Below are 25,710 nucleotides of genomic sequence, written 5' to 3' on the forward strand. Positions count from 1 at the left end.
TCTGCGCCGAACGACCGGCTATCGGGCGAGCGTCGGCAGGCCGAGGCCGAAGCGCAGCGGATCGAGCAGGGCGCCATAGTGATCGGCACGTGCGGTGTCGTGCTGCAGCGGCTGGCGCACTTGCGCCGCGCTGGCGGTGCGCACGCTGCGTTTCGCGTGGTGGTAGTCGAGGCAGACCGGGTCGAACGGCAAGCCGCAGAACGTCAGCAGCGCGCGGATTTCATCTTCCGGCTCGGCCAGCAGCGCTTCGTAGCGCTGGGTGCGGATGCGCTGCGGGGCGACCGCCTGCCACGCGCCCATGATCCGCTCGTAGTCGCGGATGTAGGCGGCGATGTCGGTCAGCGTGCAGGCGAAATGCGGCAGCCGGTAGAACTGCTGCTTGTAGCAGGACCAGCCCGCCTCCAGCGCGTCGCGCCGCGCGTCGACGATGTGCGCGCCGGGCAGCATCGCGCCCAGCACGCCGCCGAGCAGCCAGTTCGACGGCAGCTTGTCGGTGTGCCGCGGCTTGTGCCGGCGCCAGCGCGCCGTGCATTCCAGGTAACGCCGACCGAGCCGTTGCCAATCGTCGGTGCCGGCGCTGCCGATCCACTGCAGCAGCGGCTGGCGACGACGGGCGGATTCCTCGCCGAGCACCTGTTCCAGATCCGGCAATTCGCTGGCGCCTTCGACTTCGGGATGGGCGGCGAGGATCTGCTCGAACAGCGTGGAGCCGGAGCGCGGCAGGCCGACGATGAAGATCACTTCCTGGCCCAGCGCTGGATCCGTCGGTGCCGGCAGCCGGGCCGAAGCGGCGAACAAGGCATCGGCGTGCGCATGGAACGCACCGGCGTTCCACGGATGGAGCTGACGCAGCCCGGCGTTGGCCTGGTTCAGTGCGGCGAAGGCCTGCTCGTAACGGCCCTGGTCCTCGCACACCTTGCCCAGGGCGAAGCCCAGCGCGATGCGGTCGGCCGGGTTCAATCCGGGCTGGTGTAATGCTGCCGCCAGGTGCTCGTGGTCGGTATCCGACAGTGGCCGCGTCTTCATGTTCGCCAGCCCGCGCCAGGCGTCGCCGCAGGCCGGATGCAGCGCCAGCGTGGCGCGGTAGCGCGCATCCGCTTCGTCGAAACGGCCGGCATGCACCAGCGCGTCGCCGAGCAGAATCAAGGCGGGCAGGAAGTCCGGCGCCAGCGCGTGCGCCTGCTGCAGTGCTTCGATCGCCGCCACGGTGTCGCCGTGCAACTGCAGGTTGCGGCCGAGGTTGAACCATGGCATCGGCGCCTGCGGTGCCAGTGCGCAGGCCTGCTGCCAGCTGGCGAAGGCTGCGTCCAGTTCGCCGGCGGCCTGCTGCACATTGCCCAGGTCGGAATGGGCCAGCACGTAGTCGGGCCACTGCGCGACGGCCTGTTGCAGCACCGCCTTCGCCTCGGCATGGCGGTGCGCGCGGGCGTGCAGGATGGCGTAGAGGCGCAATGCCTCGGGATGCCCCGGCGTCATCGCAAGAACGCTATCCAGCGCCTGCATGGCTGTCGCTGCGGCACCGTCGCGGATCGCATGCGCCGCCGCCTGCATTTGCTGCAGGGCGGCCGGCACGAGCCCGTCGAGTCGCGGCTCGGCGCCGCTGGGCGGGCGATGTTCGGCAGTGCGGCTGGACATGCGACGGGTTCGCGGCGATGACGATCCTGCCGATGTTACGTCGTCGCGCCGTCGCTTATCGAGCGGCGCGACGCAGGGCGCTTACTTGCGCCGCGGCGGCTTGGCGCCACCGGGTCGTGGCTTGAAGCTGCCGGGCTTCTTGAAACCGCCCGGCTTGTGCGCCGGCGGTGCGCTGGTGCCGGTGTCGCTGCCGTCCCACTCGTGGATGCGCAACTGCTGCTGCACCACCCACACCTTCTTCAGGTGCTCGAACACTTCCTTCGGCATGCCGTCGGGCAGGTCGATCAGGCTGTAGTGATCGCGGATGCTGAGGCGGCCGATGAACTGGCTGTCCAGGCCGGCCTCGTTCGCGATCGCGCCGATGATGTTGCCCGGCTTCACGCCGTGCTCGTGACCGACCTCGACGCGATAGGTGCGCTTGCCTTCCTCGGTGGCGTGCGCGCGCACCGGGCGGTGGCCGAACTCGCGCGGCGGCGCGCTCTCGGGTGCGTGCGGCTTGTGCTCGCGCGGGGCACGGGCAGGCGTGCCTTCGCGCTCGCGTGGTTTGTGTTCGCGCGCGGCCGGCTCGTATTTCTCGCGCTTCGGTGGCGGTGCCAGCAGCAGCGGCTGGTCGCCCTGGGCGATGCGCGCCAGCGCGGCAGCGATCTCGACCGCCGGCACGTTGTGTTCCTGCTCGTATTGCTCGATCAGCTGCTGGAACTGGCCGAGATCGCCCTGCGCCAGCATGTCGCTGATGCGCTGCTTGAACTTGCCGATGCGCACGTCGTTGACCACCTCGACCGACGGCAGCTGCATCTGCTCGATCGGCTGCTTGGTGGCGCGCTCGATCGCGTTCAGCATGCCGCGCTCGCGCGGGCTGACGAACAGGATCGCCTCGCCGCTGCGCCCGGCGCGACCGGTGCGGCCGATGCGGTGCACATAGCTTTCGGTGTCGTACGGGATGTCGTAGTTCAGCACGTGGCTGATGCGGTCCACGTCGAGGCCGCGCGCGGCCACGTCGGTGGCCACGAGAATGTCCAGCTTGCCGTCCTTCAATTGCTGGATCACCCGCTCGCGCTGCGGCTGGGCGATGTCGCCATTGATCGCGGCGGCGGCCAGACCGCGCGCCTGCAGCTTGCCGGCCAGTTCGTCGGTAGCCTGCTTGGTGCGCGCGAAGATGATCATCGCGTCGAACGGCTCGGCTTCCAGGATGCGCGTCAGCGCATCGAGCTTGTGCATGCCGCTGACAAACCAGTAGCGCTGGTGGATGTTCGGCGTGGTGGCGGCCGAGGACTTGATGATGACCTCGACCGGATCCTTCAGATGCCGCTGCGCGATCTTGCGGATCGCCGTGGGCATGGTTGCCGAGAACAGCGCGACCTGACGCTCCGGCGGGGTCGCCTGCAACACCTTCTCGACGTCGTCGATGAAGCCCATGCGCAGCATCTCGTCGGCTTCGTCGAGCACCAGATACTTCAGCTCGGACAGATCCAGCGTGCCCTTGTCCAGATGGTCGATCACGCGACCGGGCGTGCCGACCACGACGTGTACGCCGCGCTTCAGCGAATGCAGCTGCGGGCCGTAGCTCTGGCCGCCGTAGATCGGCAGCACCTGGAAACCGGGGATGTGCGCGGCGTAGCGCTGGAACGCCTCGGCCACCTGGATCGCCAGCTCGCGCGTGGGCGCCAGCACCAGCGCCTGCGGCTTGCCGGCGCGCGGGCTGATCCGCGACAGGATCGGCAGCGCGAATGCGGCGGTCTTGCCGGTGCCTGTCTGTGCCTGCCCCAGCACATCGCGGCCTTCCAGCAGCGGCGGGATGGTGGCGGCCTGGATCGGCGAGGGCGACTCATAGCCGACATCGGCCAGTACGCGCAGAACGTCGGGATGCAGCGCGAGTGCGCCAAAACCGGACGGAACCGGGGCGTGGTCGGAGACGGGGGATGACATGGGAACCTCGGAACAGAAGGCAGCGCCGGGAATGCGACGCGCAGATCGTGGATTCTACCAGTCTCCACGCCTGCGCGTGGCAGTTCTTGCTGAACGCGAAAGCGACGGTCGCGCGGTTATGCTCAACGCTGCCTTTGCCAGCGGACAGAAGAACACGATGGGCATGCTCGAAACGATCTCCGAACAGCGCCTGCATGGCGGCGTCCAGGGTGTTTACCGCCACCACTCGGAGGCCTGCGCCGGCCCCATGCGCTTTGCCGTCTACCAGCCGCCGCAGGCCACCCGGCAGTTGTGCCCGGTGCTGTATTTCCTGGCCGGGCTGACCTGTACCGAGGAAACCGCCACGATCAAGGCCGGGGCGCAGCGACTGGCGGCGGAGTTGGGCCTGGTGCTGGTAATGCCCGACACCAGCCCACGTGGCACTGGCATCGACGGCGCCACTGGCGACTGGGAGTTCGGCGAAGGCGCGGGCTTCTATGTCGATGCCACGGCGGCGCCGTGGTCGGCGCATTTCCGCATGCACAGTTACGTGGCGGACGAATTGCCCGTGCTGATCGCCACACGGTTTCCGGTGGATGCGGCACTCAGCGGCATCTGCGGCCACTCGATGGGCGGCCATGGCGCGTTGACCCTCGCCCTGAAATACCCGCAACGCTACCGTTCGGTGTCGGCGTTCGCGCCGATCGTGGCGCCCAGCCAAGTGCCATGGGGCAGGAAGGCGCTGCCGCGCTATCTCGGCGACGACCCGGCAGCCTGGGCCGACTACGACGCCTGCGAACTGGTACGGCGGCAGACCTTCGGCGGCACGATCCTGATCGACCAGGGCGAGGCCGACCAGTTCCTGGAGGCCCAGCTGAAACCCGAGCTGTTCGACCAGGCTTGCGCCGAGGCAGGGCAGCCGCTGCTGTTGCGCCGGCACGCCGGCTACGACCACAGCTACTGGTTCATCACCAGCTTCATTGACGATCATCTGCGTCATCACGCGGCGGCGTTGGGCATTCTCTGAATTTCCGGGTGTCCGAAACCAATGTGGCGGCCATCAGGCCGCCACATTCGGTATCACTCAAGCTTGTCTCGCTCAGGCCTTGGCGGCCGGGCGATGGCTCGAACGGCGGCGCTGGTTGCCGGCGGCGTGGTCACCACGGCCCTGTGGTGCATAACCGTTCGGCCGGGCCGCGCCGGCGGGCTTGCCTTGGCGCGGCGCACGCGATTGCTGACGCTGACCGCCACCACCACCCTGCTTCGGACGCGGCGCGCCGGCATCCACGCGCAGCGGGGCGGACGGCTCGTAACCGGCAATCGGGGTGATTGCGATGTCCTGCTTCAGCAGCTTGCGGATGTCGAACAGCAGGCCGCTTTCGTCATGGCTGACCAGGGATATCGCGAGACCTTCCATGCCGGCGCGACCGGTGCGGCCGATGCGGTGCACGTAGTCTTCGGCTACCGACGGCAGGTCGAAGTTGATCACGATCGGCAGCTGTTCGATGTCGATGCCGCGCGCGGCGATGTCGGTGGCCACCAGCACGGTGACGCGGCCGGTCTTGAAGTCGCTCAGGGCACGGGTGCGCGCGTTCTGGCTCTTGTTGCCGTGGATCGCGGCGGTGCGCAGGCCCGACGCGTTGAGGTAGGTGACCAGCTTGTCGGCGCCGTGCTTGGTGCGGCTGAACACCAGCGACTGCCGGCGGCTGTCGGCCGACAGCAGGTGCAGCAGCAGGTCGCGCTTGCGCGCGGCGTCGACCGGGTGCACCTGGTGGCTGACCAGGGTGGTCACGGTGTTCGGTGCGGAGACTGAAATCTCGCGCGGGTTGTGCATGAAGTCCATCGCCAGCGCCTTGATCGCCGGCGCGAAGGTGGCCGAGAACAGCAGGGTCTGGCGCTTCTTCGGCAGCGCGGCGAGGATGCGCTTCAGTGCCGGCAGGAAGCCCATATCGAGCATGCGATCGGCTTCATCGAGAATCAGTGTTTCCACCGCGGACAGGTCCAGCGTGCGCTGCTGCATGTGGTCCATCAACCGGCCCGGGGTGGCGATGACGACGTCTACGCCGCGACGCAGCGCGTTGATCTGCGGACCCATGCTGACGCCGCCGAAGATGGTGGTGGCGCTGACGTGCATGTGCTTGCCGTAGTCGCGCAGGTTCTCGTGCACCTGGGCAGCCAGCTCGCGGGTCGGGGTGAGGATCAGCGCGCGCGGGCGGCGGGTCATGGTCTGGCCGCTGGTCGACAGCTTCTGCAGCAGCGGCAGCGCGAACGCGGCGGTCTTGCCGGTGCCGGTCTGGGCGGCGGCGAGCAGGTCGTGGCCTTCCAGCGCGGGCGGAATCGCGGCGGCCTGAATCGGGGTAGGCGTGGTGTAGCCGTAATCGGCAAGCGCACGCAACAACGCGGGCGCAAGGCCCAGCGAATCAAAAGACATGTAACACTCCTGAGCAACCCGGAGTGTTCATACCGTGTTGCAGACTAAGGGGAAGGGGCGGCGGTGTGCCGCAACAGTCATGAGTACGACTGCGCCGCGCAGTATAGCCGATCCATCGGGATGACGTGCGTCTGCCTGGCGTCAAGCTGAATGGAGCGGCGAAATCGCTTCATTGATGCGGTCGCGCCACGACCAGGTAACTGTTGAACGGAGTGCGTCCGCGCAGCGGCTCGATGCGCACGTCGAGACCGGCATCCTGCAGCGGCACGCGCAGTTCGTCGGCGCTCGGATAGTGTTGCGCGCCGCCGGGAATCCAGCCGGAGGTACGCAGGAAAAACTCCTCGACGCGCGTGGCGTGGAAGCGCCAGTTCGGCTCACGCAGCACGTTGCGGATGATCAGGCAGCCCTCGGGCGCCAGGTGTCGGGCGGCCTCCTGCAGCAGAGGGGACTGGCGTGCGGCGGGCAGGTAGTGGAGTACGTCGAGCAGCGCGACATGGCCATGCATCGGTGGCAGCTCGGCCACATCAAGATGACGCAGGCTCATCAATGTATCGAGTCCGGCGCGCTGCACGGCCTGTTGCCCGGCGGCAATCTTGCGCGGGTCGTGATCCACGCCGAGGTAGGGCTGAGCATGACCCAGCGCTTGCAGGTACAGCCCGAGCAGGCCGATGCCGCAGCCGATGTCGAGCAGGGGCAGCGTCGTGCCGACGACCAGCGCGGCAGTAGCCGCGTAGACCGGGTCGCCGGCCAGCTTGCCCCGCACGTAGCCGCGTTGCAGGTGGCCGTCGTACAAGTTGGCGATGAGTTGACGGCTGCGGCGGTCCATCCGGATCCCGGTCTTCGGCGATGGCGGCAGCCTAGGTCATCGGATGCACGAGTACCATCGTCGCCGGCGCGCCGTGTGCGTGAGGTCCCGTTCGGGGAGAGACCGATGTCGTTGCTTGCACCCTTGCGTGAACTCGACTCCATCCAGCGGCACACGGTGCTGGCCAGCTTCCTGGGCTGGACGCTGGATGCGTTCGACTACTTCCTGTTGACCTTCGTCATCGTCACGGTGGCGAAGGAGTTCGACGTGAGTACGGCGCAGATCACCTACGCGCTGTTCCTGACCCTGGCCGCGCGGCCGCTGGGCGCGCTGCTGTTCGGGCGGCTGGCCGACCGTTTCGGGCGACGGCCGATCCTGATGCTCGACGTGATCCTGTTCTCGCTGTTCGAGTTCGCCACGGCGTTTGCCTCGTCGCTGACCGCGCTGCTGGTGCTGCGCTTCCTGTTCGGCGTCGCGATGGGCGGCGAGTGGGGCATCGGCGCGTCGCTGGCGATGGAGTCGATCCCGGCGAAAGCCCGCGGCGCGGTATCGGGCCTGCTGCAAAGCGGTTACCCGAGCGGCTTCTTCCTCGCCGCGCTGGCGAACTGGTTGCTGGTCGACCATATCGGTTGGCGCGGCCTGTTCGTGGTCGGCGCGATCCCGGCGTTGCTGGTGCTGTACATCCGCCGCAAGGTGCCGGAGTCGGCAGTCTGGAAAGAAGGTGCGCAGGCGGCGAAGCGGCCCGGTCTGTTCGAGGCCATGCGCGGGCACTGGAAGCTGGCGGTCTACCTGATGCTGCTGATGATGGCGTTCAACATGTTCAGCCACGGCTCGCAGGACATGTACCACACCTTCGAGGAGGTGAACCTGCACCTGCCCACCGGCTCTGCCATCGCCTTCGTGCTGGTGGCGCTGCTGAATCTCGGCGCGTTGGCGGGCGGGCTGTACTTCGGTGCGTTGTCGGAACGGATCGGTCGACGCAAGGCGATGATGATCGCCGCGCTGCTGGCGATACCGGTGATCCCGCTGTGGATGTATGGCGGTTCGCTGATCCTGCTGGGGCTGGGCGCGTTCCTGATCCAGGTGATGGTGCAGGGCGCCTGGGGCGTGGTGCCGACCCATCTGAACGAGTTGTCGCCGGCAGCGGTGCGCGGCACCTTGCCGGGATTTGCCTACCAGATGGGCAACCTGCTGGCGGCGGTCACCGCCACTGCGCAAACCTGGCTGGCGCAGCGGCACGGCGGGGATTTCGCGTTCGCGATGGCGCTGTGGATGGTGCTGGTGGCGTTGCTGCTGGCGTTGCTGCTGTGGCTGGGCCCGGAGGCGCGCGGCGTGGGCTTCGGCCAGCATGAATCCTAGCCCGTCGGGCTGCTGCTAGAATCCGCCGTTTGATCCCATCGACGAGACAGGCAATGAAGGCTGGCAAGGACAAGGTCATCGCAATCCACTACACGCTGACGGTGGATGGCGAAAAGGTTGAGAGCTCGCACGATCGCGACGAGCAGCTGTGGATCCTGCTGGGCCACGGCCAGCTGATCCCGGGCCTGGAAGCGGCGCTGGAAGGGCATGAAGCCGGCGAGACGCTGAGCGTGGACGTGGCGCCGGCCGATGGCTACGGCGAGCGCGAGGAAGGCCAGCTCCAGCGCATGTCGAAGAAATATTTCCCGCAAGCCAACCGGCTCAAGCCGGGCATGACCGCCGTGCTGCAGCTGAAGCAGGGCGGCCAGCGCGCGGTGACCGTGCACAAGATCGGCATGAGCACGATCGACGTGGACCTGAACCACCCGATGGCCGGCAAGACCCTGCATTTCGACGTGGTCATCGGCGAAGTGCGCGACGCCACCGAGGAAGAGATCGCCCACGGCCACGCCCACGCGCCGGGTGCCGAAGCGCACTGAAGCGCGCTTCATCGGGTGAAACCAACGGCGCCTTCGGGCGCCGTTTCGTTTGCCCTCTTCGCGTGGGGGAGATTTGGAGAGGGGAGCTGAGGTTCGCCTCAGATCCCGCTTCGTCCCTCATTCCGCCAGGCGAAGCGGTCGTTGCGGTCCTCAATCCAGCACGCGCCGCCCATAAGCAAAGTGATCCCCCCAGTACGGCCCGTCGATATCGTCCAGGCGCACCGTGCCGCCGCTGTTCGGCGCGTGCACGAAACGGCCCTTGCCGACGTATACGCCGACGTGGCTGATCGCGCCGCCGATGTCGAAGAACACCAGGTCGCCGCTGGCCAGCTGGGTCATCTTGCGTACCTTGTGGGCGTCCATCGAGGCCATTTCGTGCGAGGTGCGCGGCAGCTTGATGCCGGTGGCGGTGCGATAGATGTAATCGATCAGGCCGCTGCAGTCGAAGCCGCCGGCTGGCGTGTTGCCGCCCCAGCGATATGGCGTGCCGACCAGCCCGATTGCGCGGAACAGGATGTCGTTCGCTTCCCCGGCGCTGGCGGCTGAAGGTGCGCGCGGTGGCAGGTCGGCCAGTGCCGAGTGCGAGGTCTTGTAAGTGGGCTGGCGCCGTTGCGGACTGCTGGCGCACGCGGCCAGCAAGGCGATCGCAGAGAAAAGCAGCACCCAGCGCGCGACCTGCGGCAGCGGTAACGACAAGGGAAATCGGGCGACGGGCTGCGGACTCACGAGACAACCTCGGGGTGGGGCGTGCCGAGGTTATCAATTCAATAATTCATACGCAAATCAATGCACTTTTTTGCATTTTGGATTCAGTTTCTCAACTTGATCCGTATCGACTTCATCCGAAAGCGGCGTGAGGCCGAATTTTACCGGCAAGCGGGTTTGTATCAATCAGCCTCGACGCGGTGGTGCGGAGCCGGCGTCGACTCGACGTGCAAGCTCGCCTGCCGGAAGTCGGGGCTAGTGCTCTCCGATCGTGATGATTTTTTGGGACAAGGTTCTGCCGCGAATGTCCCAGGCGCGCAGGCGATAGCGTCCGGGGCGGAGATAAAGCTTGCTCGCGGCGTCGCCCTGCATGAACGCGTAGCGGTCGGCAGTGATGGCCTCGTCGGGCTCGTTGACGTAGTGCGCATCGACGACGCAGGGGAAGCGTGTCTTGCACAGCGTTGTCCTGATCGCGTACGGGAGGCGTTCATTGCGCAGGGTCAACCAGCCGGGGCGCTGCTTGTTGAGGGGATTCGCCAGCATGAGATGGTCGCGGTCGGTGTCGCGCACGGTCGTCAAGGATTGGGTGTAACCACTCTCGTCGCCGCCAGTGTCGGCAGGAGGCAGCAATACGTTGAGGTCATACCAGTCGGGATGAGCGCTCCAGGGTCTGCCTGTGGTGCGGTTGACCAGTACGATGGGGCCGTCCGGCGGGAAATCCCCGATCAGTTTCTGATAGGCATCCGGCTTGCCGGGAAGCTGCTCGCGAAACTGGGTCTGGTCGATCGACAGCGGCTCGATGCCGGTCAGCTGCTGCAGGTGCATGGCCATTGGCGCCATATTGCCCAGGCGCCCCTTGGCCTTGTCGATATGCGCGTAACCGGCATGCACGAAGAGCCGGGCATGGGGATCCCTTGCGAACACCTCCCGGTACAGGTTGTTCGCTTGCCTGGCTTCCCGATCCTGCATCGTGCCGGTGTCCGCGTCGTAGGGCACCAGGATGAACCCCAGCTTGATCGCCGACCGCAGAATGTCGCCGTAGACGGGTTCGTGCAGGTACTCGGTGCCGCTGTCCTCGACCGGATAGCCGCGCTGCATCAGCTGATCGTCTTTGTCCGAGAGGGCTTCCACGGCGAAATAGTTGAATCCGAGTGCACGCAGCCGGGGTAGCAGGGCCAGCGTCAGCTGCCTGGTGTGGGCGTCGTGGTGCGCCTCGTTGATCAGCACGATGCGGCGGTCGGCGGCCAGTTGCGTGATGACCTCGGCGGCATCGGCGGGCTTCCACTCGGCCGGCGCCGGCAAGGTGGCGTCCACCGCGATATAACTCTTCAGCGGAAAGTCGTGGACAGCCTCGTTGTAAAGCCCCAGTTCGTTTTCGACCGAGGCGAACATCTGCATCGCCAGCTGCTGGTCGGAAACAGGAAGCTTCGGTATCTCCCTGAGCAGGTATGCGTAGCGGGCCAGGTCGTTGGGCTGTTGCTTCAGTTCGTGGAACATGCCGACCGCGTCCGGGCTGTAATCCTGCGCGGATATGGGCGCAGTCAGCGACGTGGCAAGGCCGACCGCGATGAAAGCCACTCGGGAAGCCATCCGCTTCAGCATGGTCGAGGCTCAGGATGATTTACGGGCAGCGTGCCCCCGAACCTGCCGCCGGGCAAGTACCTATCAGACCGAGTCTGTCTGCCGCGACAATTCGATGAATGCTCGCACAGTGATGTGTTGCCGGATCGGTTGGGCGGGAGTTTCCGGGAGCCGCGCAAAATCGGCGCGCATTGATCCACGGAGGGATCGAGCCGAGCCGACTCCATGCCGGCCCGCGGGATCAGCGCTCCCTGATCGTGATGACCTGTTGAGACAAGGTCTTGCCGCGAACATCCCAGGCGCGCAGCCGGTAGCGGCCGGGCCGCAGATAGAGCTTGCTCACGGTGTCGCCTTGCATGAAGGCGTAACGGTCAGCGGCGATGGCATCCTCGTCTTCGTCGATATAGTGCGCATCGACGACGCAGGGGGTGGTGACACGGCACAGGGTCGTGCTGACCGTGTACGGGAAGCGTTCGTCGTGCAAGGTGAGCCACTCCGGGCGTTGCGTGTTGACCTGATGCGCCAGCATGGACTGATTCCGGACCATGTCGTGCACGATCGTCGAAGGCTGGGTAAAGCCGCTTTCGACGGCCCGCTGGCCGGCGGCAGGTGGCAGGAGCACATTGATGTCGTATTGATCCGGATGTGCACTCCACGGCTTGCCGGTAGTGAGGTCGACCAGGACGAAGGGGTCTTTGGAAGGAAAGTTCTTGGCCAGCTCCGTGTAGGCGTCCGATTCGCTGGGGATCTGCTCGCGGAATTGGGTCTGGTCGATCGACAGCAACTCGATGCCGGCCAGTTGCTGCAGTTGCATGGCCATCGGCACGGTATTGCCAAGGCGCCCCTTGGCCTTGTCGATGTGCGCGTAGCCGGCATGGACGAACAGTCTGGCGTCGGGATTCTTGGCGAACACTTTCCGGTACAGGTTTCTGGCCTGTCCGGTTTCGCGTTCCTGCGTGGAGCGGCTGTCCACGTCGTAGGACACGACCTTGAAGCCCAGCTTGAGTGCCGTGCGCACGATCTCGCCGTACGAGGGTTCCCGCAGGTATTCGCTGCCGCTAGCCTGGGTCGGGTACCCCCGGTTCATCAGGCTGGTGTCCTTGTCGAGCAACGCCTCCGCCGCGAAATGGTCGAATCCGAGCGCGCGCAGGCGAGGCAGCAGGGCCAGCGTGAGCTGTCGGGTGTGGGCGTCGTGGTGCGCCTCGTTGACCAGAACGATGCGCCGGTCGGCGGCTTGCCGGGCGATGACGTCGACGGCATCGGCGGCTTTCCATTGTGTCGCCGTGGGGATGGCGGTGTCCGCCGCCACGTGGCTCTTCAGCGGGAAGTCGCGAAGCGCCTCGTTGTAAAGACCCAGTTCGTTCTCGACCGAGGCGAACATCTGCATCGCGAGCGGCCGGTCGGCCACGGGAAGCTCCTGCATCGTCTTGACCAGGTAAACATAGCGGGCCAGGTCGTTGGGCTGCTGCCGCAGTCCGTGGAACATCTCGATGGCGGCAGGGCTGAAGCTCTGCGCCAACGCTGGCGGAGCCAATGACGCGATCGTGCAAAGCGCGATGGGAATCACTCGGAACAGCACTCTGACCGGCATGTCAAACCCCCCGTGGATGATTCTTCGCTAGCGTGCCTGTGCAGGCTCCAGCAGGCAAGTTCCTTCCGTCCAGGGCGAAGGGACAGGGCGATGGACTGGGTACAATGTGCCGATGAGCATGTACACCTTGCAGCGCGGCCATGCGCCGTTGTTGATCAGCTTGCCGCACGACGGCAGCTTCATTCCCGACGATATCGCCGCGCGGATGCAGCCGGCGGCGCGTCGTGCACCGGACACCGACTGGCATGTCGGTCGGCTGTACGAGCCGCTGGCCCAGGCGCTGGGCGCCAGCGTGCTGAAGCCGAAGGCTTCGCGCTACGTGGTCGACCTGAACCGCCCCGCCGATGGCCATGCGCTGTACCCGGGGCAGCGCGAGACCGGTCTGGTACCGGCGATCGGCTTCGACGGGGAACCGCTGTACCGGGGCGGCAGTGAGCCGGATGGCGCCGAAATTCAACGGCGCATAAACGATTACTGGCGGCCTTACCATCAGGCCATCGCGCAGGAACTTGCACGACTGTGTGCGGAGCACGGCCGTGCGGTGCTGTGGGAAGGGCATTCGATTCGCAGCCGGGTACCCATGCTGTTCGAGGGACGGCTGCCGGATTTCAATCTCGGCACGGCAGCCGGCGCCAGTTGCGATCCGGCGCTGCAAGCACGCTTGCAGGCTTGCCTGGAGTCGCAATCGCGTTTCAGTTTTGCCGTCAACGGCCGCTTCAAGGGCGGTTACATCACGCGTCATTACGGCACGCCGGCAACTGGCGTGCAGGCCGTGCAGCTGGAGCTGGCGCAGCTCAACTACATGGACGAGGAGAGCTTCGCGTACGACGAGGCGAAGGCGCCGGCGGTGCAGGATTTGATCGGCCGGATGCTGCAGGCCTGTCTGGCCTGAGCGCAAGTAGTTGCGGGCGTGATCGGACGCGACAAAAGTCAAGATCCCGTGTGCGTATTGCGCAGGAAACCGCGTGTTGCATTCAGCCGTGGTATGCCATCGGCGTCGCATCGTCGGTTCGTCGCGCCACCCGAGTCGCCGGGTTCCGGCCGGGTTCGCGATACCTTAATTGTCCGAGGCTCGACATCATGATGCGTAAACTTCTGATCGCTTCCCTGCTTGTGGCGGGCGTTGCGCTTTCCGGTTCCGTGCTGGCCCAGACTGCTGCCCCGCAGGCGGCTGCTTCGACGGCACAGGAAACGCCTGCGGCGGCTCCCGCTGCCGCGGCCGACACTGCGCCGAAGACCGCCATGCACCACAAGTCGCACCACAAGTCCCATCACAAGAGCCACAAGGCTGCGGCTCCTGCCGCAAACCCGGCTCCGGCGACGACGTCGGCGGGTTGATCGGGTTGTCGTGAATCGAGACCCCGCCGGTGCAGACCGGCGGGGTTTTTCATGTGCGCGACTTGTCCGCGCGCCGATCGAGGGGGATCAGCGTGGCTGCGCCGGCAGGGCGGCGACGCACTTCAGTTCGATCGCGATCGGCGTCGGCAGCGCGCTGATGCCCAACGTGGTGCGGCAGGCGTCGATACCGGCGAAATATTCCGCATACAGCCGATTGTAGGTGGCGAAATCGCGCTGCATGTCGGTGAGGAACACGGTGACGTCGACCAGGTCGGTCCAGGCGGCGCCGCTGGCTTCGAGCACGGCGCGCACGTTGGCGAACACCTGCCGGCATTGTGCTTCGATGTCGTAGTCGACCAGCCGGCCGTCCGCGTCGCAGACGTTGCCGGGAATCGCGTTGCTGCCGGGTTGGCGCGGACCCACGCCGGACAGGAACAGCAGGTTGCCGACGCGCCGGGCATGCGGGTAGGCGCCGATTGGCGCGGGAGCGGCGTCGGTGCGGATGCTGTCGCCGTTCATGCGGCGCCTGCCCAGCGCCGGGTGAGCTGGGTCAGTGCCTGCTGGTAGGCCTCGGGCAACTGCTCGCGACCGCGCACGTCGAGGCCCAGATCATGGATGTGGCCATTGTCCAGGCCGTAGATCCACGCATGCACGGCCAACTGCTGGCCGCGCTCCCACGCTTCGCGCACCACCGTGGTGTGGCACACGTTGAGCGCCTGTTCCAGCGCGTTCAGTTCGCACAGATGCGCATGGCGCATCGCGAACGACTGCGCCGGATCGAGCTTGTCGGCGTGTTTCATGGCGATGTCGGTGATGTGCCTGAGCCAGTTGTCGATCAGACCCAGGCGGCTTTCCTTCAGCACCGCGCCGACGCCACCGCAGCCGTAGTGGCCCACCACCAGGATGTGCTTCACCTTGAGCACGTCGACCGCGAACTGGATGGTGCTGAGCGCGTTGAGATCGGTGTGCACCACCACGTTGGCGACGTTGCGATGCACGAAGATTTCGCCCGGCGGCAGGTCGACGATCTGGGTGGCCGGCACGCGCGAGTCGGAGCAGCCGATCCACAGGTAACGCGGCGCCTGCTGCTGCGAGAGTTGTTCGAAAAAGGTCGGGTCCTGCGCGGTGACCTGGTCGGCCCAGCGGCGGTTGTTGGCAAGCAGATCTTTCAATGAATTCATCAGGACTCCATGGGTTCGCGCTTGCGCGTTCTAGCGGTGCGACGGGGCCGCATCGTAGGCAAGGCAGATGTTCTTCGGCTCGGTGAAAAAGTGCAGCGCTTCGCTGCCGCCCTCGCGACCGAGTCCGGATTGCTTGGCGCCGCCGAACGGCGTGCGCAGGTCGCGCAGCAGCCAGCAGTTGATCCACACGATGCCGAACTCGAGCTGGCCGGCGAGCCGGTGCGCGCGGGACAGATCCTGCGTCCATAGCGAGGCGGCCAGGCCGTAGCGGCTGTCGTTGGCGATCGCCAGCGCCTCGGCCTCGTCCTCGAACGGGATCAGGCTGACCACCGGGCCGAAGATCTCCTGCTGGTTGGTCTGCGCCGCGGACGGCAAGCCTTCGATCACGGTCGGCGCGATGAACCAGCCGTCGGCGCAGCGGCCGGGCAATGTGATCGCCTCGCCGCCGCACGACACGCGACCGCCTTCGGCGCGGGCCTGTTCGATGCAGCCGAGCACCTTGGCGTAGTGCGCCTGCGAGACCATCGCGCCGAGATCGCTGTCGGCGTCGCCCGGGTCGCCCACGCGCAGCGCCCGCACGCGTGCCAGGTAGCGTTCGCGGAAGGCGTCGAGGATCGAGCGCTGCACCAGCAGGCGCGAGCCGCACAGGCAGATCTCGCCCTGGTTGGCGAAGCCCGAGCGCACGATCGTGTCCAGGTTCGCGTCGGAAAGGTCGGCATCGGCGAACACGATCGCCGGATTCTTGCCGCCCATTTCCAGCGAGACTTTCTTGAATTGTGCGGCAGCCGTGCTGGCGATGCGTGCACCGGTGGCCGTGCTGCCGGTGAAGGAGATCGCTTTCACCGCCGGATGTTCCACGAGCGCCTGGCCCACGCTGGGCCCGCGGCCCTGCACGATGTTCAGCACGCCGGGCGGAAAGCCGGCCTCGATGCTCAGTTCGCCGAGCAGGGCGGCGGTGCACGGCGTCACTTCCGACGGCTTGGCCACCACCGTGTTGCCGGTGGCCAGGGCCGGCGCGATCTTCCAGGTGAACAGGTACAGCGGCAGGTTCCACGGACTGATGCAGCCGACCACGCCGAGCGGCTGGCGCAGGGTGTAGTTGATCGCGCCGGTGCCCGCGGCGCCGGCTTCCATCGCGTGCGATTCGCTGCCCCAGCCGATGATCGCGGCGGCGAAGTAACGCAGGTTGCTGACCGCGCGCGGGATGTCGAGCCGGCGCGCGAGGCTCAGTGGCTTGCCGCTGTCGCGCGATTCCAGCGCGGCGAACTCCTCCAGCCGCGCCTCGACCAGGTCGGCCAGCCGCTGCAGCAGGTGTGCGCGCTGTTCGATCGACGTGCCGGCCCAGCCCGGTGCGGCACGGCTGGCGGCGGCGACCGCCTCAGCGACGTCCGCCGCACTGGAATCGGGGCAGTGCACAAACACCGCACCGGTGGCTGGCTCGTGCACCTCCAGCCATGCATCGTGGTGGGGCGCCTGCAGGCGACCATCGATCAGATTGGCTAGGCGCGGGGTAGGCATCAGCACAAGCTTAAAACCAGTGTGCCGCAATTGCACCGGACGCCGGCGTATGCGCGGGCCGAGAAGTGGAAAACGGGAAACGGGCGAGGCGAGCCGAAGCGCTGGCCCGGGCTCAACTCAGCGCGCGGGTGCGGCCGCCATCCACCGCGATGCTGACGCCGTTGACGTAGGCGGCGGCGGGGGTGCACAGGAACGCGATCACGGCGGCCACTTCGCTGGCTTCGCCGAAGCGACGGGCGGGTACCGTTGTCAGCATGGCCTGGGCGATCGTGTCCTCGTTGCGGCCGCTGGCGGCGGCTTGCGCGGCGAGCAGGTTGTCGAGGCGGCTGGTGCGGGTGTAGCCGGGCAGCACGCTGTTGACTGTTATGCCGTCGGCGGCCAGTTCGGCGGACAAGGTCTTGGCCCAGCCGGCGACGGCGGCGCGCACGGTGTTGGACACACCCAGTCCCACGATCGGCTCCTTCACCGAGGTGGAGATCACATTGACGATGCGCCCGTAGCCGCTCGCGCGCATGCCGGGCAACAGCGCCTGCAGCAGGGTCTGGCCAGCCAGCAGGTGCTGGCGGAACGCGATCTCGAAGGCTGCGGGTTCCGCGCTGTGCGCCGGGCCGCCGGGCGGTCCGCCGCTGTTGTTGATCAGGATATGCACCGCGGCGCCAGCGGCGATTTCGGTGGCCGTCGCCTGCAGGCTGGCGGTGTCCAGCATGTCCACGCTGCGCCAGTCGTGCTGCTGTCCGGCGTGCGTCCGCGGCAGGCTTTCGGCGACCAGTTTGAGCTTGTCGGCCGAACGCGCCAGCAGGGTGACGCTGGCGCCGAGCTCGGCCAGTTCGATCGCGCTGGCGCGACCGATGCCTTGCGAGGCACCGCAGACCAGCGCATGACGTCCACTCAGATCCAGTTGCATGCCTTGCTCCCTCAGTGCAGCCACAGCCGCATCGCCAGCGCGGCGAGCCAGCATAGCCAGCCCAGCCATTGACTGTAGCGCCATACCAGGCGCCAGCGGTCGATGGCGGTATCGCCCAGCGCGGGCAGGGCCGGGGAGCGCAGGATCTGCTGCATGCGGGCCCAGGTGCGGAATCCGGAAAGCCTGCCTTGCGCGGCGGTGACGATGACCTGCCAGTGTTGCGGATAGCGTCTGCGCAGCAGCGCGGCGACCCGGAACGGCGCCACGTATGACAGCACGAACAGGCCGACGCCGCTGGCCAGCAGAGCGAGATAGAGGACGATCATGGCGGACCGGAGGGGTTGGCCTTGCCGTTGTTGCCGTTGCTCCATGGCAGCGGCAACGCGGTGCGCAGAGTGTTGAGCACGCCGCCGCCCTTCGCCGCCTTCTTGCAGATCGCGTTGTTGAGCGCCTTCTCGTAGGTCTTGTTCATCATGCCGACCCACAGGGCGCCATCCGGGCCGTGCGGGATGCTGAAGCTGCCGGCGGAGTTCATCTGCAGCGACGCGGTGGTGGAACTGGAGATCGATGCCGGCGATTGTTCCCAGTAGGTCTTGCCCGACTGCTGCTCGGCCGAGCTGTAGACCAGCAGGTAACGCGCCTGCGTGTTGTCGATCTTCAGGCTGCCGAAGGCGCCGCTCGTCTCGTCACTCCAGCCCATGTGCTCGCACAGCCCGATGTCCTCGGAGCGGATCGGCTGGAAACCCTCGTCCAGCAGCACCACGGTGGGCGCGAACAGGTAGCTGGCGTGCAGCCAGCGGCCGTTCAATTCCGATTTCAGGGCGATCTTGTACGGCAGTTTCACGTCGGTCGGCAGGCGGAAGGCGAGAAAGTAGCTTTGCGTGCCGTTGAGGTTGGCGACCATGCTGCCGCTACCCAGCACGAACTTCTGCGGCTGCCACGGCAGCATGTTGCGATAGGAGAAGTCGGCGAAGCTGCTGCAGCACGGCGAAGCCTGCATCAGTTGCAACTGGGCCAGTTTCAGCGCGTCGCCGGTATTTTCCGACGGGGGACGCAGGTTCGGCGGCAGCAAGGCCTTGGCAGTGTGGCAGCCGCCCAGCAAGGCGGCGAGGGCCAGCATAGCGGCGATGGCGGGGAGTCGAAGCGACATGGCGGATGAGTTGCTCAGAATTCGGCCGTTCCGGCCGCGCGGGGGTAGGGGATGGCATCGCGGATGTTGGACAGGCCGCAGATGTAGACCAGCAAGCGCTCGAAGCCGAGGCCGAAGCCGGCGTGCGGTACCGTGCCATAACGGCGCAGGTCGCGGTACCAGCCGTAGGTTGCGGGGTCGAGGCCGAACTGGACCATGCGGCGGTCGAGGTAATCCAGCCGCTCCTCGCGCTGGCTGCCGCCGATGATCTCGCCGATGCCCGGCGCCAGCACGTCCATCGCCGCGACCGTCTTCTCGTCATCGTTCAAGCGCATGTAGAAGGCCTTGATCGCCTCGGGGTAGTTCATGACGACCACGGGACGGCCGATATGTTTCTCGGCCAGGTAACGTTCGTGCTCGGTCTGCAGGTCGATGCCCCAGGCCACGGGATATTCGAACTTTTGCCCGGACTTCTGCAGGATCGTGATGGCGTCGGTGTAGTCGATGCGTTCGAACGGCTTGGCGATGAATGCTTCCATCCGGCTGATCGCATCCGGCTGCACGCGTTCGGCGAAGAACGCCATGTCGTCCGGGCGCTCGTCCAGCACGGCCTTGAAGATCGCCTTCAGGAATGCCTCGGCGCAGTCCGCGTCGGCGGCCAGGTCGGCGAACGCGATCTCCGGCTCGACCATCCAGAACTCGGCCAGGTGACGCGGGGTGTTGGAGTTCTCGGCGCGGAAGGTGGGGCCGAAGGTGTAGACCTTGCTCATCGCCAGCGCGTACGCCTCGACGTTGAGCTGGCCGGACACGGTGAGGAACGCCTCGCGACCGAAGAAATCCTTGCGGAAGTCGATCTTGCCCTTGTCGTCGCGCGGCAGGTTGGCCAGGTCCAGCGTGGACAGGCGGAACATGTCGCCAGCGCCCTCGGCATCCGACGTGGTGATGATCGGCGTGTTGATCCAGAAGAAACCCTGTTCGGTGAGATGGCGGTGGATCGCCGTCATCATGGTGTGGCGCACCCGGGTCACGGCGCCGAACAGGTTGGTGCGCGGGCGCAAGTGGGCGACCTCGCGCAGGAATTCCATGGTGTGCTGCTTGGGCTGGATCGGATAGGTTTCCGGGTCGTCGACGAAACCGGTGACGATGACCTCGTTCGCCTGCAGTTCGAACGCCTGGCCCTTGCCCTGCGACGCCACCAGGATGCCGCTGACGATCACGCCGGCGCCGGCGGTGAGGTGCTTCACCTCGCTGTCGTAGTTGGCCAGGGTGGCCGGTACCACCGCCTGGATCGGGTCGAAGCAGGAACCATCGGTCACGTTGACGAAAGACAGGCCGGCCTTGGAATCGCGGCGGGTGCGCACCCAGCCGCGCACGGTCACCGCGCTACCGGCGTCGAGCTTGCCGGAAAGAGCCTGCTTCACGCTGCATAGCGTCGGACTGACCACGGCCATCGATTGAAACTCCTGCAGAGGCACCGCATGTCGGCGCGTGGATAGATGAACGGCGGTGCGTGGCGACACGCAAGGCCAAACCGGCATGATAATGTAGCTGTTGCCTGCGCCGCGACTTTCCGGGCCACTTGTCGAGGTTGATCCACCGTCATGAGCATCACCATCACTCCTGCTGCCAACGAACGCATGCGCCACTTCCTGGCCGGTACGCCGACGGCGGCCGGCGTGCGTTTCGGGGTCAAGCGCACCGGTTGTTCCGGCTTCGCCTACGTGGTGGATCTGGCCGAAGTGGTCGGCAAGGACGACCAGCTGGTCGAGGTGGACGGGTTGCCGCTGATCGTCGACGGCAAGAGCCTGGCCATGGTCGAGGGCACCGTGATCGACTTCCAGCGGCAGGGCCTCAACGCCAGCTTCGTGTTCCACAACCCGAATGCCACGGGTGAATGCGGCTGCGGCGAGAGCTTCACGGTCAGTTGAGCCAGGAGGTGCGGGACGGGCAGCGGCAGCCGGTTTCCAGCGCAGCATGGCCGCGCGTAACGGTTTTGACGCCCTCGCTACCTGCCGCTCGCCCCTTTATCCTTCAATGACTTGCGCGTGGCCACCTGGCCCGCTTACAATCCCGCTTCTGTCCGCACCGAAAAGGTGCCGGCAGGACACTTGCCTCACCGCACCAGCGGGAGGCTGCGAGGCCGCAAGGCCGCATCCACAAGGAGTCAATCCACAATGACCCTGCGTCATTACGAAGTTGTGTTCATGGTCCACCCTGACCAGAGCGAGCAGGTTCCGGCGATGCTCGAGCGCTACAAGGCGCTGATCGAGACCGACGGCGGCAAGATCCACCGCCTGGAAGACTGGGGTCGCCGTCAGCTGGCGTATCCGATCGTGAACCTGGCCAAGGCACATTACGTGCTGCTCAATATCGAAGTGAGCCAGAACGCGCTGAACGAGTTGGAGTCGGGTTTCCGCTTCAACGACGCCGTGCTGCGCCATCTGGTGATCCGTCGCGACGAGGCCGATACCGAGCCGTCCTTCATCCTGAAGTCGAAGGAAAAGGATGACGCCAAGTCCACCCGTCGCCGCGACGACGAGGGTGATGGCGAAGGCCGCGGCCGTGACCGCGATAGCCACGACAACGATCGCGACAGCGACGACTGATCAGGAGCACAGACATGTCCAAGTTTTTCCGCCGCCGCAAGTTCTGCCGCTTCACTGCCGAAGACGTGAAGGAGATCGACTACAAGGATCTCAACACCCTGCGTCAGTACGTCACCGAGAACGGCAAGATCGTGCCGAGCCGCATCACCGGCACCAAGGCCCGTTACCAGCGTCAGCTGGCGACCGCGATCAAGCGTGCGCGCTTCCTGTCGCTGCTGCCGTACACCGACAATCACGACGTCTGATTTAGAGCCGGGATCGGGATACGGAAATCGGGAATCGCAAAAGCACTTGAGCTCTGCGATTTCCCGTTTCCGGTTCCGGACCCCGATTCTCTGTCCTTCGGACAACCGCCTCTGGCTGCACCGGACTCACCGGTGCTAACGAACAGGAAAGCATCATGGAACTCATTCTTCTGCAGAAAGTCCGCAACCTCGGCACGCTCGGCGACAAGGTCGTCGTGAAGCCCGGTTACGGCCGCAATTACCTGCTGCCGCAGGGCAAGGCCGTGCGCGTCAACGCCGCCAACCTGGCCGCGTTCGAACAGCGTCGCGCCGAGTACGAGGCCAAGGCCAACACGGCACTGGCCGACGCCGAAGCACGCAAGGCCAAGCTGGCCGAGGCCTCGGTGACCATCTCCGCGCACGCCAGTGCGGAAGGCAAGCTGTTCGGTTCGGTCGGCCCGCGCGATATCGCCGAGGCGCTGGCTGTTGCCGGTCATGCCGTGCACAAGGGTGAAGTGATCCTGGGCGAAGGCCCGCTTCGCAACACCGGCGAGTACGACGTGGTGGTGAGCCTGCACGCCGACGTGCAGACCACGGTCAAGGTGATCGTGGTCGGCGACAAGTAAGCTCGACCCGCTGTTCCAGTTGCAAGTCGACGGGTGCCCCAGGGCACCCGTCGTTTTTTGATGGACGGGAATCGGGAGAGGGCGAAGGCGGAAAGCCTGGAGCTTGCCTGGCCGAACGATTCCCGTGGCGTTCGCCATTTCCGATTTATCCCCCGCAACGCACAGCTTATCCACAGACTTATTGTCTCGACGGGTGAGACGCCGCCGCGCATGATGGTGTCGGTATGACTACCCGCGAGGTGTCGGCGTGTCGCGCGCCGGTCGTGGGGCAATTCTCCTGAGGTAAGTCGATGTCCTTCGTGCCCGAGCGCAAACCTTCCTCTCCTGCCATCGAGGCGTTGCGCGTACCGCCGCATTCGATCGATGCCGAACAGGCGGTGCTGGGCGGCCTGATGCTGGCGCCGGATGCGCTGGACAAGGTCGCCGACCGACTCGCCGAGAACGACTTCTACCGCAAGGACCACCGGCTGATCTGGCGCGCGATCAACGAGCTGGCGAACAAGGGCATGCCGTGCGACGCGGTGACCCTGGGCGACTGGTTCGAGAGCAACGGCCTGGCCGAGATGGTCGGCGGCGCCGGTTATCTGATCGAGCTGGCCAACAGCACGCCCAGCGCCGCCAACATCGCCGCGTACGCCGAGATCGTGCGCGAGAAATCGGTGCTGCGCCAGCTGATCGACGCCGGCACCTCGATCACCGAGGACGGCTATCGGCCCGAGGGCAAGAGCGTGCACGAGGTGCTGGAAAGCGCCGAGCAGCGTGTGTTCCACATCGCCGAATCCGGCGCGCGCGGCAAGAAGGATTCCGTCACGATGCGCGAGGCGGTGAAGGACGCATTCCGCCTGCTCACCGAGCGCTACGAAAACCGCGGCCAGCTCACCGGCGTCAGCACCGGCTTCACCGACCTGGATGCGCTCACCTCCGGCCTGCAGCCGTCGGACCTGGTCATCGTCGCGGCGCGCCCGTCGATGGGCAAGACCGCGTTCGCGCTGAACATCGCCGAAGCCGCCGCACTGGGAGGCAAGAAGGCGGTGGTGGTGTTCTCGATGGAAATGTCCTCATCGCAGCTGGCGTTCCGCCTGATCTCCTCGGTAGGCCGCATCCACCAGCAGCATCTGCGCAACGGCACTCTCGAAGAAGAGGACTGGCCGCGCGTCTCCAACGCGATCGCGCTGCTTTCCGACGCCAAGATCTTCATCGACGACACGCCCAGCCTGTCGCCGGTGGAGCTGCGTTCGCGCGCGCGTCGGCTGCATCGCGAGCACGGCGGGCTGGGCCTGATCGTGATCGACTACCTGCAGCTGATGCAGGTGCCCGGCAACAAGGAGAATCGCGCCACCGAGATTTCGGAGATCTCGCGTTCGCTGAAGGGGCTGGCCAAGGAGTTGAACGTGCCGGTGATGGCCCTGTCGCAGTTGAACCGCTCGCTGGAGCAGCGCGCCGACAAGCGTCCGATGATGTCCGACCTGCGCGAGTCCGGCGCGATCGAGCAGGACGCCGACGTCATCATGTTCATCTACCGCGACGAGTACTACAACAAGGAATCGCCCGACAAGGGCGTCGCCGAAATCATCATCGGCAAGCAGCGCAACGGTCCCACCGACACTTGCAAGCTGACCTTCCTCGGCCACTACACCCAGTTCGTGAACTACGCGTCGGATTCGTTCGTCGGATCGTTCGATTGAGCGTGGGGACTCGCGTGGTCGGCGGCGAAAGCTGACAGCTCCCTGCGCCGAAGCGTCTCGCCGTTTGCGATGACCGCGGGCTAAGCTCGCTTCTTTCACGTATCCAGCTGGAAATCCGCATGGCCAAAGCCAAGACCGCCTATGTCTGCACCGACTGCGGGGCCGAACATCCGAAGTGGCAGGGCTCGTGCGTCGAGTGCGGGGCATGGAACACGCTCAGCGAGATCGTGCTGACGCCGGCCTCGGCGACGAAGTCATCGGTGGGGGCGCAGCGTTCCAGCTACGCCGGCGCGGCCGCAGGCGCACCGCGCATCACGCCGCTGACTGCGGTGGCGTTGACCACCGAGGCGCGCACGCTGACCGGCATCGGCGAGCTGGACCGGGTGCTCGGTGGCGGCCTGGTGCAGGGCTCGGTGGTGCTGATCGGCGGCGATCCGGGTATCGGCAAGTCGACCCTGCTGCTGCAGATGCTCGGCACGCTGGGCGCACACCTGCCCAGCGTGTATGTCACCGGCGAGGAGTCGCTGTCGCAAGTGGCCTCGCGGGCGCAGCGCCTCGGCCTGCCGCTGGAGCCGCTGCAGGCATTGGCCGAGACCTGCATCGAGCGGGTTCTCGAGCAGGCGATGGCGACGCGGCCGCGGGTGCTGGTGATCGACTCGATCCAGACCATCTGGACGGAATTGCTCACGGCCGCGCCGGGCTCGGTGTCGCAGGTGCGCGAGTCGGCGGCCAAGCTCACGCGCTTTGCCAAGGAGACCGGCACCTCGGTATTCCTGGTCGGCCATGTCACCAAGGAGGGCGGCATCGCCGGCCCGCGCGTGCTCGAGCACATGGTCGACGCGGTGCTGTACTTCGAAGGCGAATCCGGTTCGCGCTTCCGCGTGCTGCGCGCGTTCAAGAACCGCTTCGGTGCGGTCAACGAACTGGGCGTGTTCGCGATGTCGGACAAGGGTCTGCGCGAGGTGCCGAACCCGTCGGCGATCTTCTTGTCCACGCACGCGGGGCCGACGTCGGGCAGTGCGGTGATGGTGACCCGCGAAGGCACCCGGCCGCTGCTGGTCGAAGTGCAGGCGTTGGTGGACCAGTCCTCGCTGGGCAACCCGCGCCGGGTCACCCTGGGGCTGGAACAGAATCGCCTGGCGATGCTGCTGGCCGTGCTGCACCGGCACGGCGGCGTGGCGGCGTACGACCAGGACGTGTTCGTCAACGTGGTCGGCGGCATCCGCGTGCAGGAGACTGCGGCCGACCTGCCGGTGCTGCTGGCCGTGCTGTCCAGTCTGCGCGACCGGCCGTTGCCGGAGCATACGGTCACCTTCGGCGAGGTGGGTTTGTCCGGCGAGATCCGTCCGGTGCCGAACGGCGAGGAGCGCCTGAGGGAAGCTGCCCACCATGGTTTCCGCCGCGCGATCGTGCCGAAGGCGAACGCGCCGAAGAAAGGCAGGGTCGGCGAGATGGAGGTGGTCGGGGTGGAACGCCTGAGCGAGGCGATCGACGCCTGCCGCTGAGCGTGCGGTTACATGCCGCGGTGCAGGATCAGTTCCAGCACCGCCTTGCTGCCGAAGAACGCCAGCACAAGCACGGCCATCCCGATCAGGGTCAGGTTGACCGCGCGCGCGCCGCGCCAGCCGTGCCGCCAGCGCCCGTACAGCAGCACGCCGAACACCAGCCAGGCCGCGATCGACAGCGCGGTCTTGTGCGCCAGGTGCTGGCCGAACAGGTTGTCGACGAACAGCACGCCGGTAAGCAGGGTCAGCGTGAGCAGCACGAAGCCTGCGCTGATCAGGCGGAACAGCAGGGTTTCGGTCAGCGTCAGCGGCGGCAGCGCACGCAGCCAGCGACCGAACTGGCGATGGCGCAGCGCACGCTCCTGGATCGCCAGCAGAATCGCCAGCGTGGCGGCGATCGACAGCACCCCGAATGCCACTAGGGCGACGGTGACATGCAGCTT

Annotated in this window: 26 protein-coding genes; 11 read left to right on the top strand and 15 right to left on the bottom strand. The window is 66.4% G+C overall.

Translation table 11 applies throughout. The features are described 5' to 3' along the window. Positions 1 to 18: 18 nt before the first annotated feature. Entirely contained in the window at positions 19 to 1,635 is a 1,617-nt protein-coding gene (locus ABD024_RS05545) for a tetratricopeptide repeat-containing sulfotransferase family protein (protein WP_425543122.1), read from the bottom strand. Between the two features lie 81 nt (positions 1,636 to 1,716). Next, positions 1,717 to 3,561: a DEAD/DEAH box helicase gene (locus tag ABD024_RS05550; protein WP_343850489.1), complete on the bottom strand. Its 1,845-nt coding sequence runs from the start codon at positions 3,559 to 3,561 to the stop codon at positions 1,717 to 1,719. Positions 3,562 to 3,718: 157 nt separating this feature from the next. Between ABD024_RS05550 and fghA the strand changes: the two genes are divergently transcribed. After that, complete coding sequence (fghA, locus tag ABD024_RS05555; RefSeq protein ID WP_343850491.1) at positions 3,719 to 4,567, top strand: S-formylglutathione hydrolase; 849 nt, start codon at positions 3,719 to 3,721, stop codon at positions 4,565 to 4,567. 72 nt (positions 4,568 to 4,639) lie between these two features. On the opposite strand, the gene ABD024_RS05560 is transcribed toward fghA, so the two are convergent. Next, on the bottom strand, positions 4,640 to 5,971 hold the full coding sequence (locus ABD024_RS05560; protein WP_343850493.1) for a DEAD/DEAH box helicase: 1,332 nt from the start codon (positions 5,969 to 5,971) through the stop codon (positions 4,640 to 4,642). Between the two features lie 169 nt (positions 5,972 to 6,140). Then, positions 6,141 to 6,797, bottom strand: a complete 657-nt coding sequence (locus ABD024_RS05565; RefSeq protein WP_343850495.1) for a class I SAM-dependent methyltransferase — start codon at positions 6,795 to 6,797, stop codon at positions 6,141 to 6,143. A gap of 105 nt (positions 6,798 to 6,902) precedes the next feature. On the opposite strand from ABD024_RS05565, the gene ABD024_RS05570 reads away from it, so the two are divergent. Further along, on the top strand, positions 6,903 to 8,135 hold the full coding sequence (locus ABD024_RS05570) for an MFS transporter (protein ID WP_343850497.1): 1,233 nt from the start codon (positions 6,903 to 6,905) through the stop codon (positions 8,133 to 8,135). A 53-nt stretch (positions 8,136 to 8,188) separates the two neighbouring features. Next, complete coding sequence (locus tag ABD024_RS05575) at positions 8,189 to 8,674, top strand: FKBP-type peptidyl-prolyl cis-trans isomerase (RefSeq protein ID WP_343850499.1); 486 nt, start codon at positions 8,189 to 8,191, stop codon at positions 8,672 to 8,674. Positions 8,675 to 8,824: 150 nt separating this feature from the next. Here the strand turns inward: ABD024_RS05575 and ABD024_RS05580 are convergent, their stop codons facing one another. From ABD024_RS05580 to ABD024_RS05590, 3 genes are all read right to left on the bottom strand, one after another. Further along, positions 8,825 to 9,370 carry a C40 family peptidase gene (locus tag ABD024_RS05580; protein ID WP_343854515.1) on the bottom strand — a complete coding sequence of 182 codons (546 nt, stop codon included), beginning with the start codon at positions 9,368 to 9,370 and terminating at the stop codon, positions 8,825 to 8,827. A gap of 264 nt (positions 9,371 to 9,634) precedes the next feature. After that, on the bottom strand, positions 9,635 to 10,981 hold the full coding sequence (locus ABD024_RS05585) for a hypothetical protein (protein ID WP_343850501.1): 1,347 nt from the start codon (positions 10,979 to 10,981) through the stop codon (positions 9,635 to 9,637). A gap of 220 nt (positions 10,982 to 11,201) precedes the next feature. Beyond that, on the bottom strand, positions 11,202 to 12,551 hold the full coding sequence (locus ABD024_RS05590; protein ID WP_343850503.1) for a hypothetical protein: 1,350 nt from the start codon (positions 12,549 to 12,551) through the stop codon (positions 11,202 to 11,204). Between the two features lie 112 nt (positions 12,552 to 12,663). Between ABD024_RS05590 and hutG the strand changes: the two genes are divergently transcribed. Both hutG and ABD024_RS05600 read left to right on the top strand, forming a co-directional pair. Further along, positions 12,664 to 13,443 carry an N-formylglutamate deformylase gene (gene hutG, locus ABD024_RS05595; RefSeq protein WP_343850505.1) on the top strand — a complete coding sequence of 260 codons (780 nt, stop codon included), beginning with the start codon at positions 12,664 to 12,666 and terminating at the stop codon, positions 13,441 to 13,443. Between the two features lie 188 nt (positions 13,444 to 13,631). Next, the gene (locus ABD024_RS05600; protein ID WP_343850507.1) at positions 13,632 to 13,889 is read left to right on the top strand and encodes a hypothetical protein; all 258 of its coding nucleotides are present in this window, start codon (positions 13,632 to 13,634) and stop codon (positions 13,887 to 13,889) included. 87 nt (positions 13,890 to 13,976) lie between these two features. On the opposite strand, the gene ABD024_RS05605 is transcribed toward ABD024_RS05600, so the two are convergent. From ABD024_RS05605 to asnS, 7 genes are all read right to left on the bottom strand, one after another. Continuing rightward, positions 13,977 to 14,408, bottom strand: a complete 432-nt coding sequence (locus ABD024_RS05605) for a RidA family protein (protein ID WP_343850509.1) — start codon at positions 14,406 to 14,408, stop codon at positions 13,977 to 13,979. Continuing rightward, positions 14,405 to 15,070, bottom strand: a complete 666-nt coding sequence (gene can / locus ABD024_RS05610; protein WP_343850511.1) for a carbonate dehydratase — start codon at positions 15,068 to 15,070, stop codon at positions 14,405 to 14,407. Before can ends, ABD024_RS05605 begins: the two co-directional genes overlap by 4 nt. 30 nt (positions 15,071 to 15,100) lie before the next feature. Beyond that, complete coding sequence (locus tag ABD024_RS05615) at positions 15,101 to 16,588, bottom strand: aldehyde dehydrogenase (RefSeq protein WP_343850513.1); 1,488 nt, start codon at positions 16,586 to 16,588, stop codon at positions 15,101 to 15,103. 112 nt (positions 16,589 to 16,700) lie between these two features. Beyond that, positions 16,701 to 17,492, bottom strand: coding sequence for an SDR family oxidoreductase (locus ABD024_RS05620; RefSeq protein WP_343850515.1), 792 nt, complete (start codon positions 17,490 to 17,492; stop codon positions 16,701 to 16,703). 11 nt (positions 17,493 to 17,503) lie between these two features. Beyond that, entirely contained in the window at positions 17,504 to 17,818 is a 315-nt protein-coding gene (locus tag ABD024_RS05625) for a hypothetical protein (RefSeq protein ID WP_343850517.1), read from the bottom strand. Next, positions 17,815 to 18,642: a MalM family protein gene (locus ABD024_RS05630; RefSeq protein ID WP_343850519.1), complete on the bottom strand. Its 828-nt coding sequence runs from the start codon at positions 18,640 to 18,642 to the stop codon at positions 17,815 to 17,817. The genes ABD024_RS05625 and ABD024_RS05630 overlap by 4 nt, the downstream gene beginning before the upstream one ends. A gap of 14 nt (positions 18,643 to 18,656) precedes the next feature. Next, positions 18,657 to 20,072, bottom strand: coding sequence for an asparagine--tRNA ligase (asnS, locus tag ABD024_RS05635; protein WP_343850521.1), 1,416 nt, complete (start codon positions 20,070 to 20,072; stop codon positions 18,657 to 18,659). A gap of 150 nt (positions 20,073 to 20,222) precedes the next feature. On the opposite strand from asnS, the gene ABD024_RS05640 reads away from it, so the two are divergent. The 6 genes from ABD024_RS05640 to radA all read left to right on the top strand — a co-directional run bounded on the left by ABD024_RS05640 (position 20,223) and on the right by radA (position 25,267). Continuing rightward, positions 20,223 to 20,549 (top strand): HesB/IscA family protein, encoded by a 327-nt coding sequence (locus ABD024_RS05640; RefSeq protein WP_056386495.1) that lies wholly within the window; start codon positions 20,223 to 20,225, stop codon positions 20,547 to 20,549. 246 nt (positions 20,550 to 20,795) lie between these two features. Further along, positions 20,796 to 21,227, top strand: a complete 432-nt coding sequence (rpsF, locus tag ABD024_RS05645; protein WP_343850525.1) for a 30S ribosomal protein S6 — start codon at positions 20,796 to 20,798, stop codon at positions 21,225 to 21,227. 14 nt (positions 21,228 to 21,241) lie between these two features. After that, positions 21,242 to 21,472, top strand: coding sequence for a 30S ribosomal protein S18 (gene rpsR / locus ABD024_RS05650; RefSeq protein ID WP_007081973.1), 231 nt, complete (start codon positions 21,242 to 21,244; stop codon positions 21,470 to 21,472). Positions 21,473 to 21,627: 155 nt separating this feature from the next. Beyond that, positions 21,628 to 22,077 carry a 50S ribosomal protein L9 gene (gene rplI, locus ABD024_RS05655; protein WP_343850528.1) on the top strand — a complete coding sequence of 150 codons (450 nt, stop codon included), beginning with the start codon at positions 21,628 to 21,630 and terminating at the stop codon, positions 22,075 to 22,077. Between the two features lie 290 nt (positions 22,078 to 22,367). After that, complete coding sequence (locus tag ABD024_RS05660) at positions 22,368 to 23,762, top strand: replicative DNA helicase (protein ID WP_343850530.1); 1,395 nt, start codon at positions 22,368 to 22,370, stop codon at positions 23,760 to 23,762. A gap of 119 nt (positions 23,763 to 23,881) precedes the next feature. Beyond that, positions 23,882 to 25,267, top strand: coding sequence for a DNA repair protein RadA (gene radA / locus ABD024_RS05665; protein ID WP_343850532.1), 1,386 nt, complete (start codon positions 23,882 to 23,884; stop codon positions 25,265 to 25,267). An 8-nt stretch (positions 25,268 to 25,275) separates the two neighbouring features. Here the strand turns inward: radA and ABD024_RS05670 are convergent. Beyond that, positions 25,276 to 25,710: cytochrome C assembly family protein (locus ABD024_RS05670; RefSeq protein WP_343850534.1), on the bottom strand; the 435-nt coding region annotated here is incomplete at its 5' end.

Origin of the sequence: Rhodanobacter soli (assembly GCF_039523495.1) — a bacterium.
Lineage (GTDB): Bacteria > Pseudomonadota > Gammaproteobacteria > Xanthomonadales > Rhodanobacteraceae > Rhodanobacter > Rhodanobacter soli.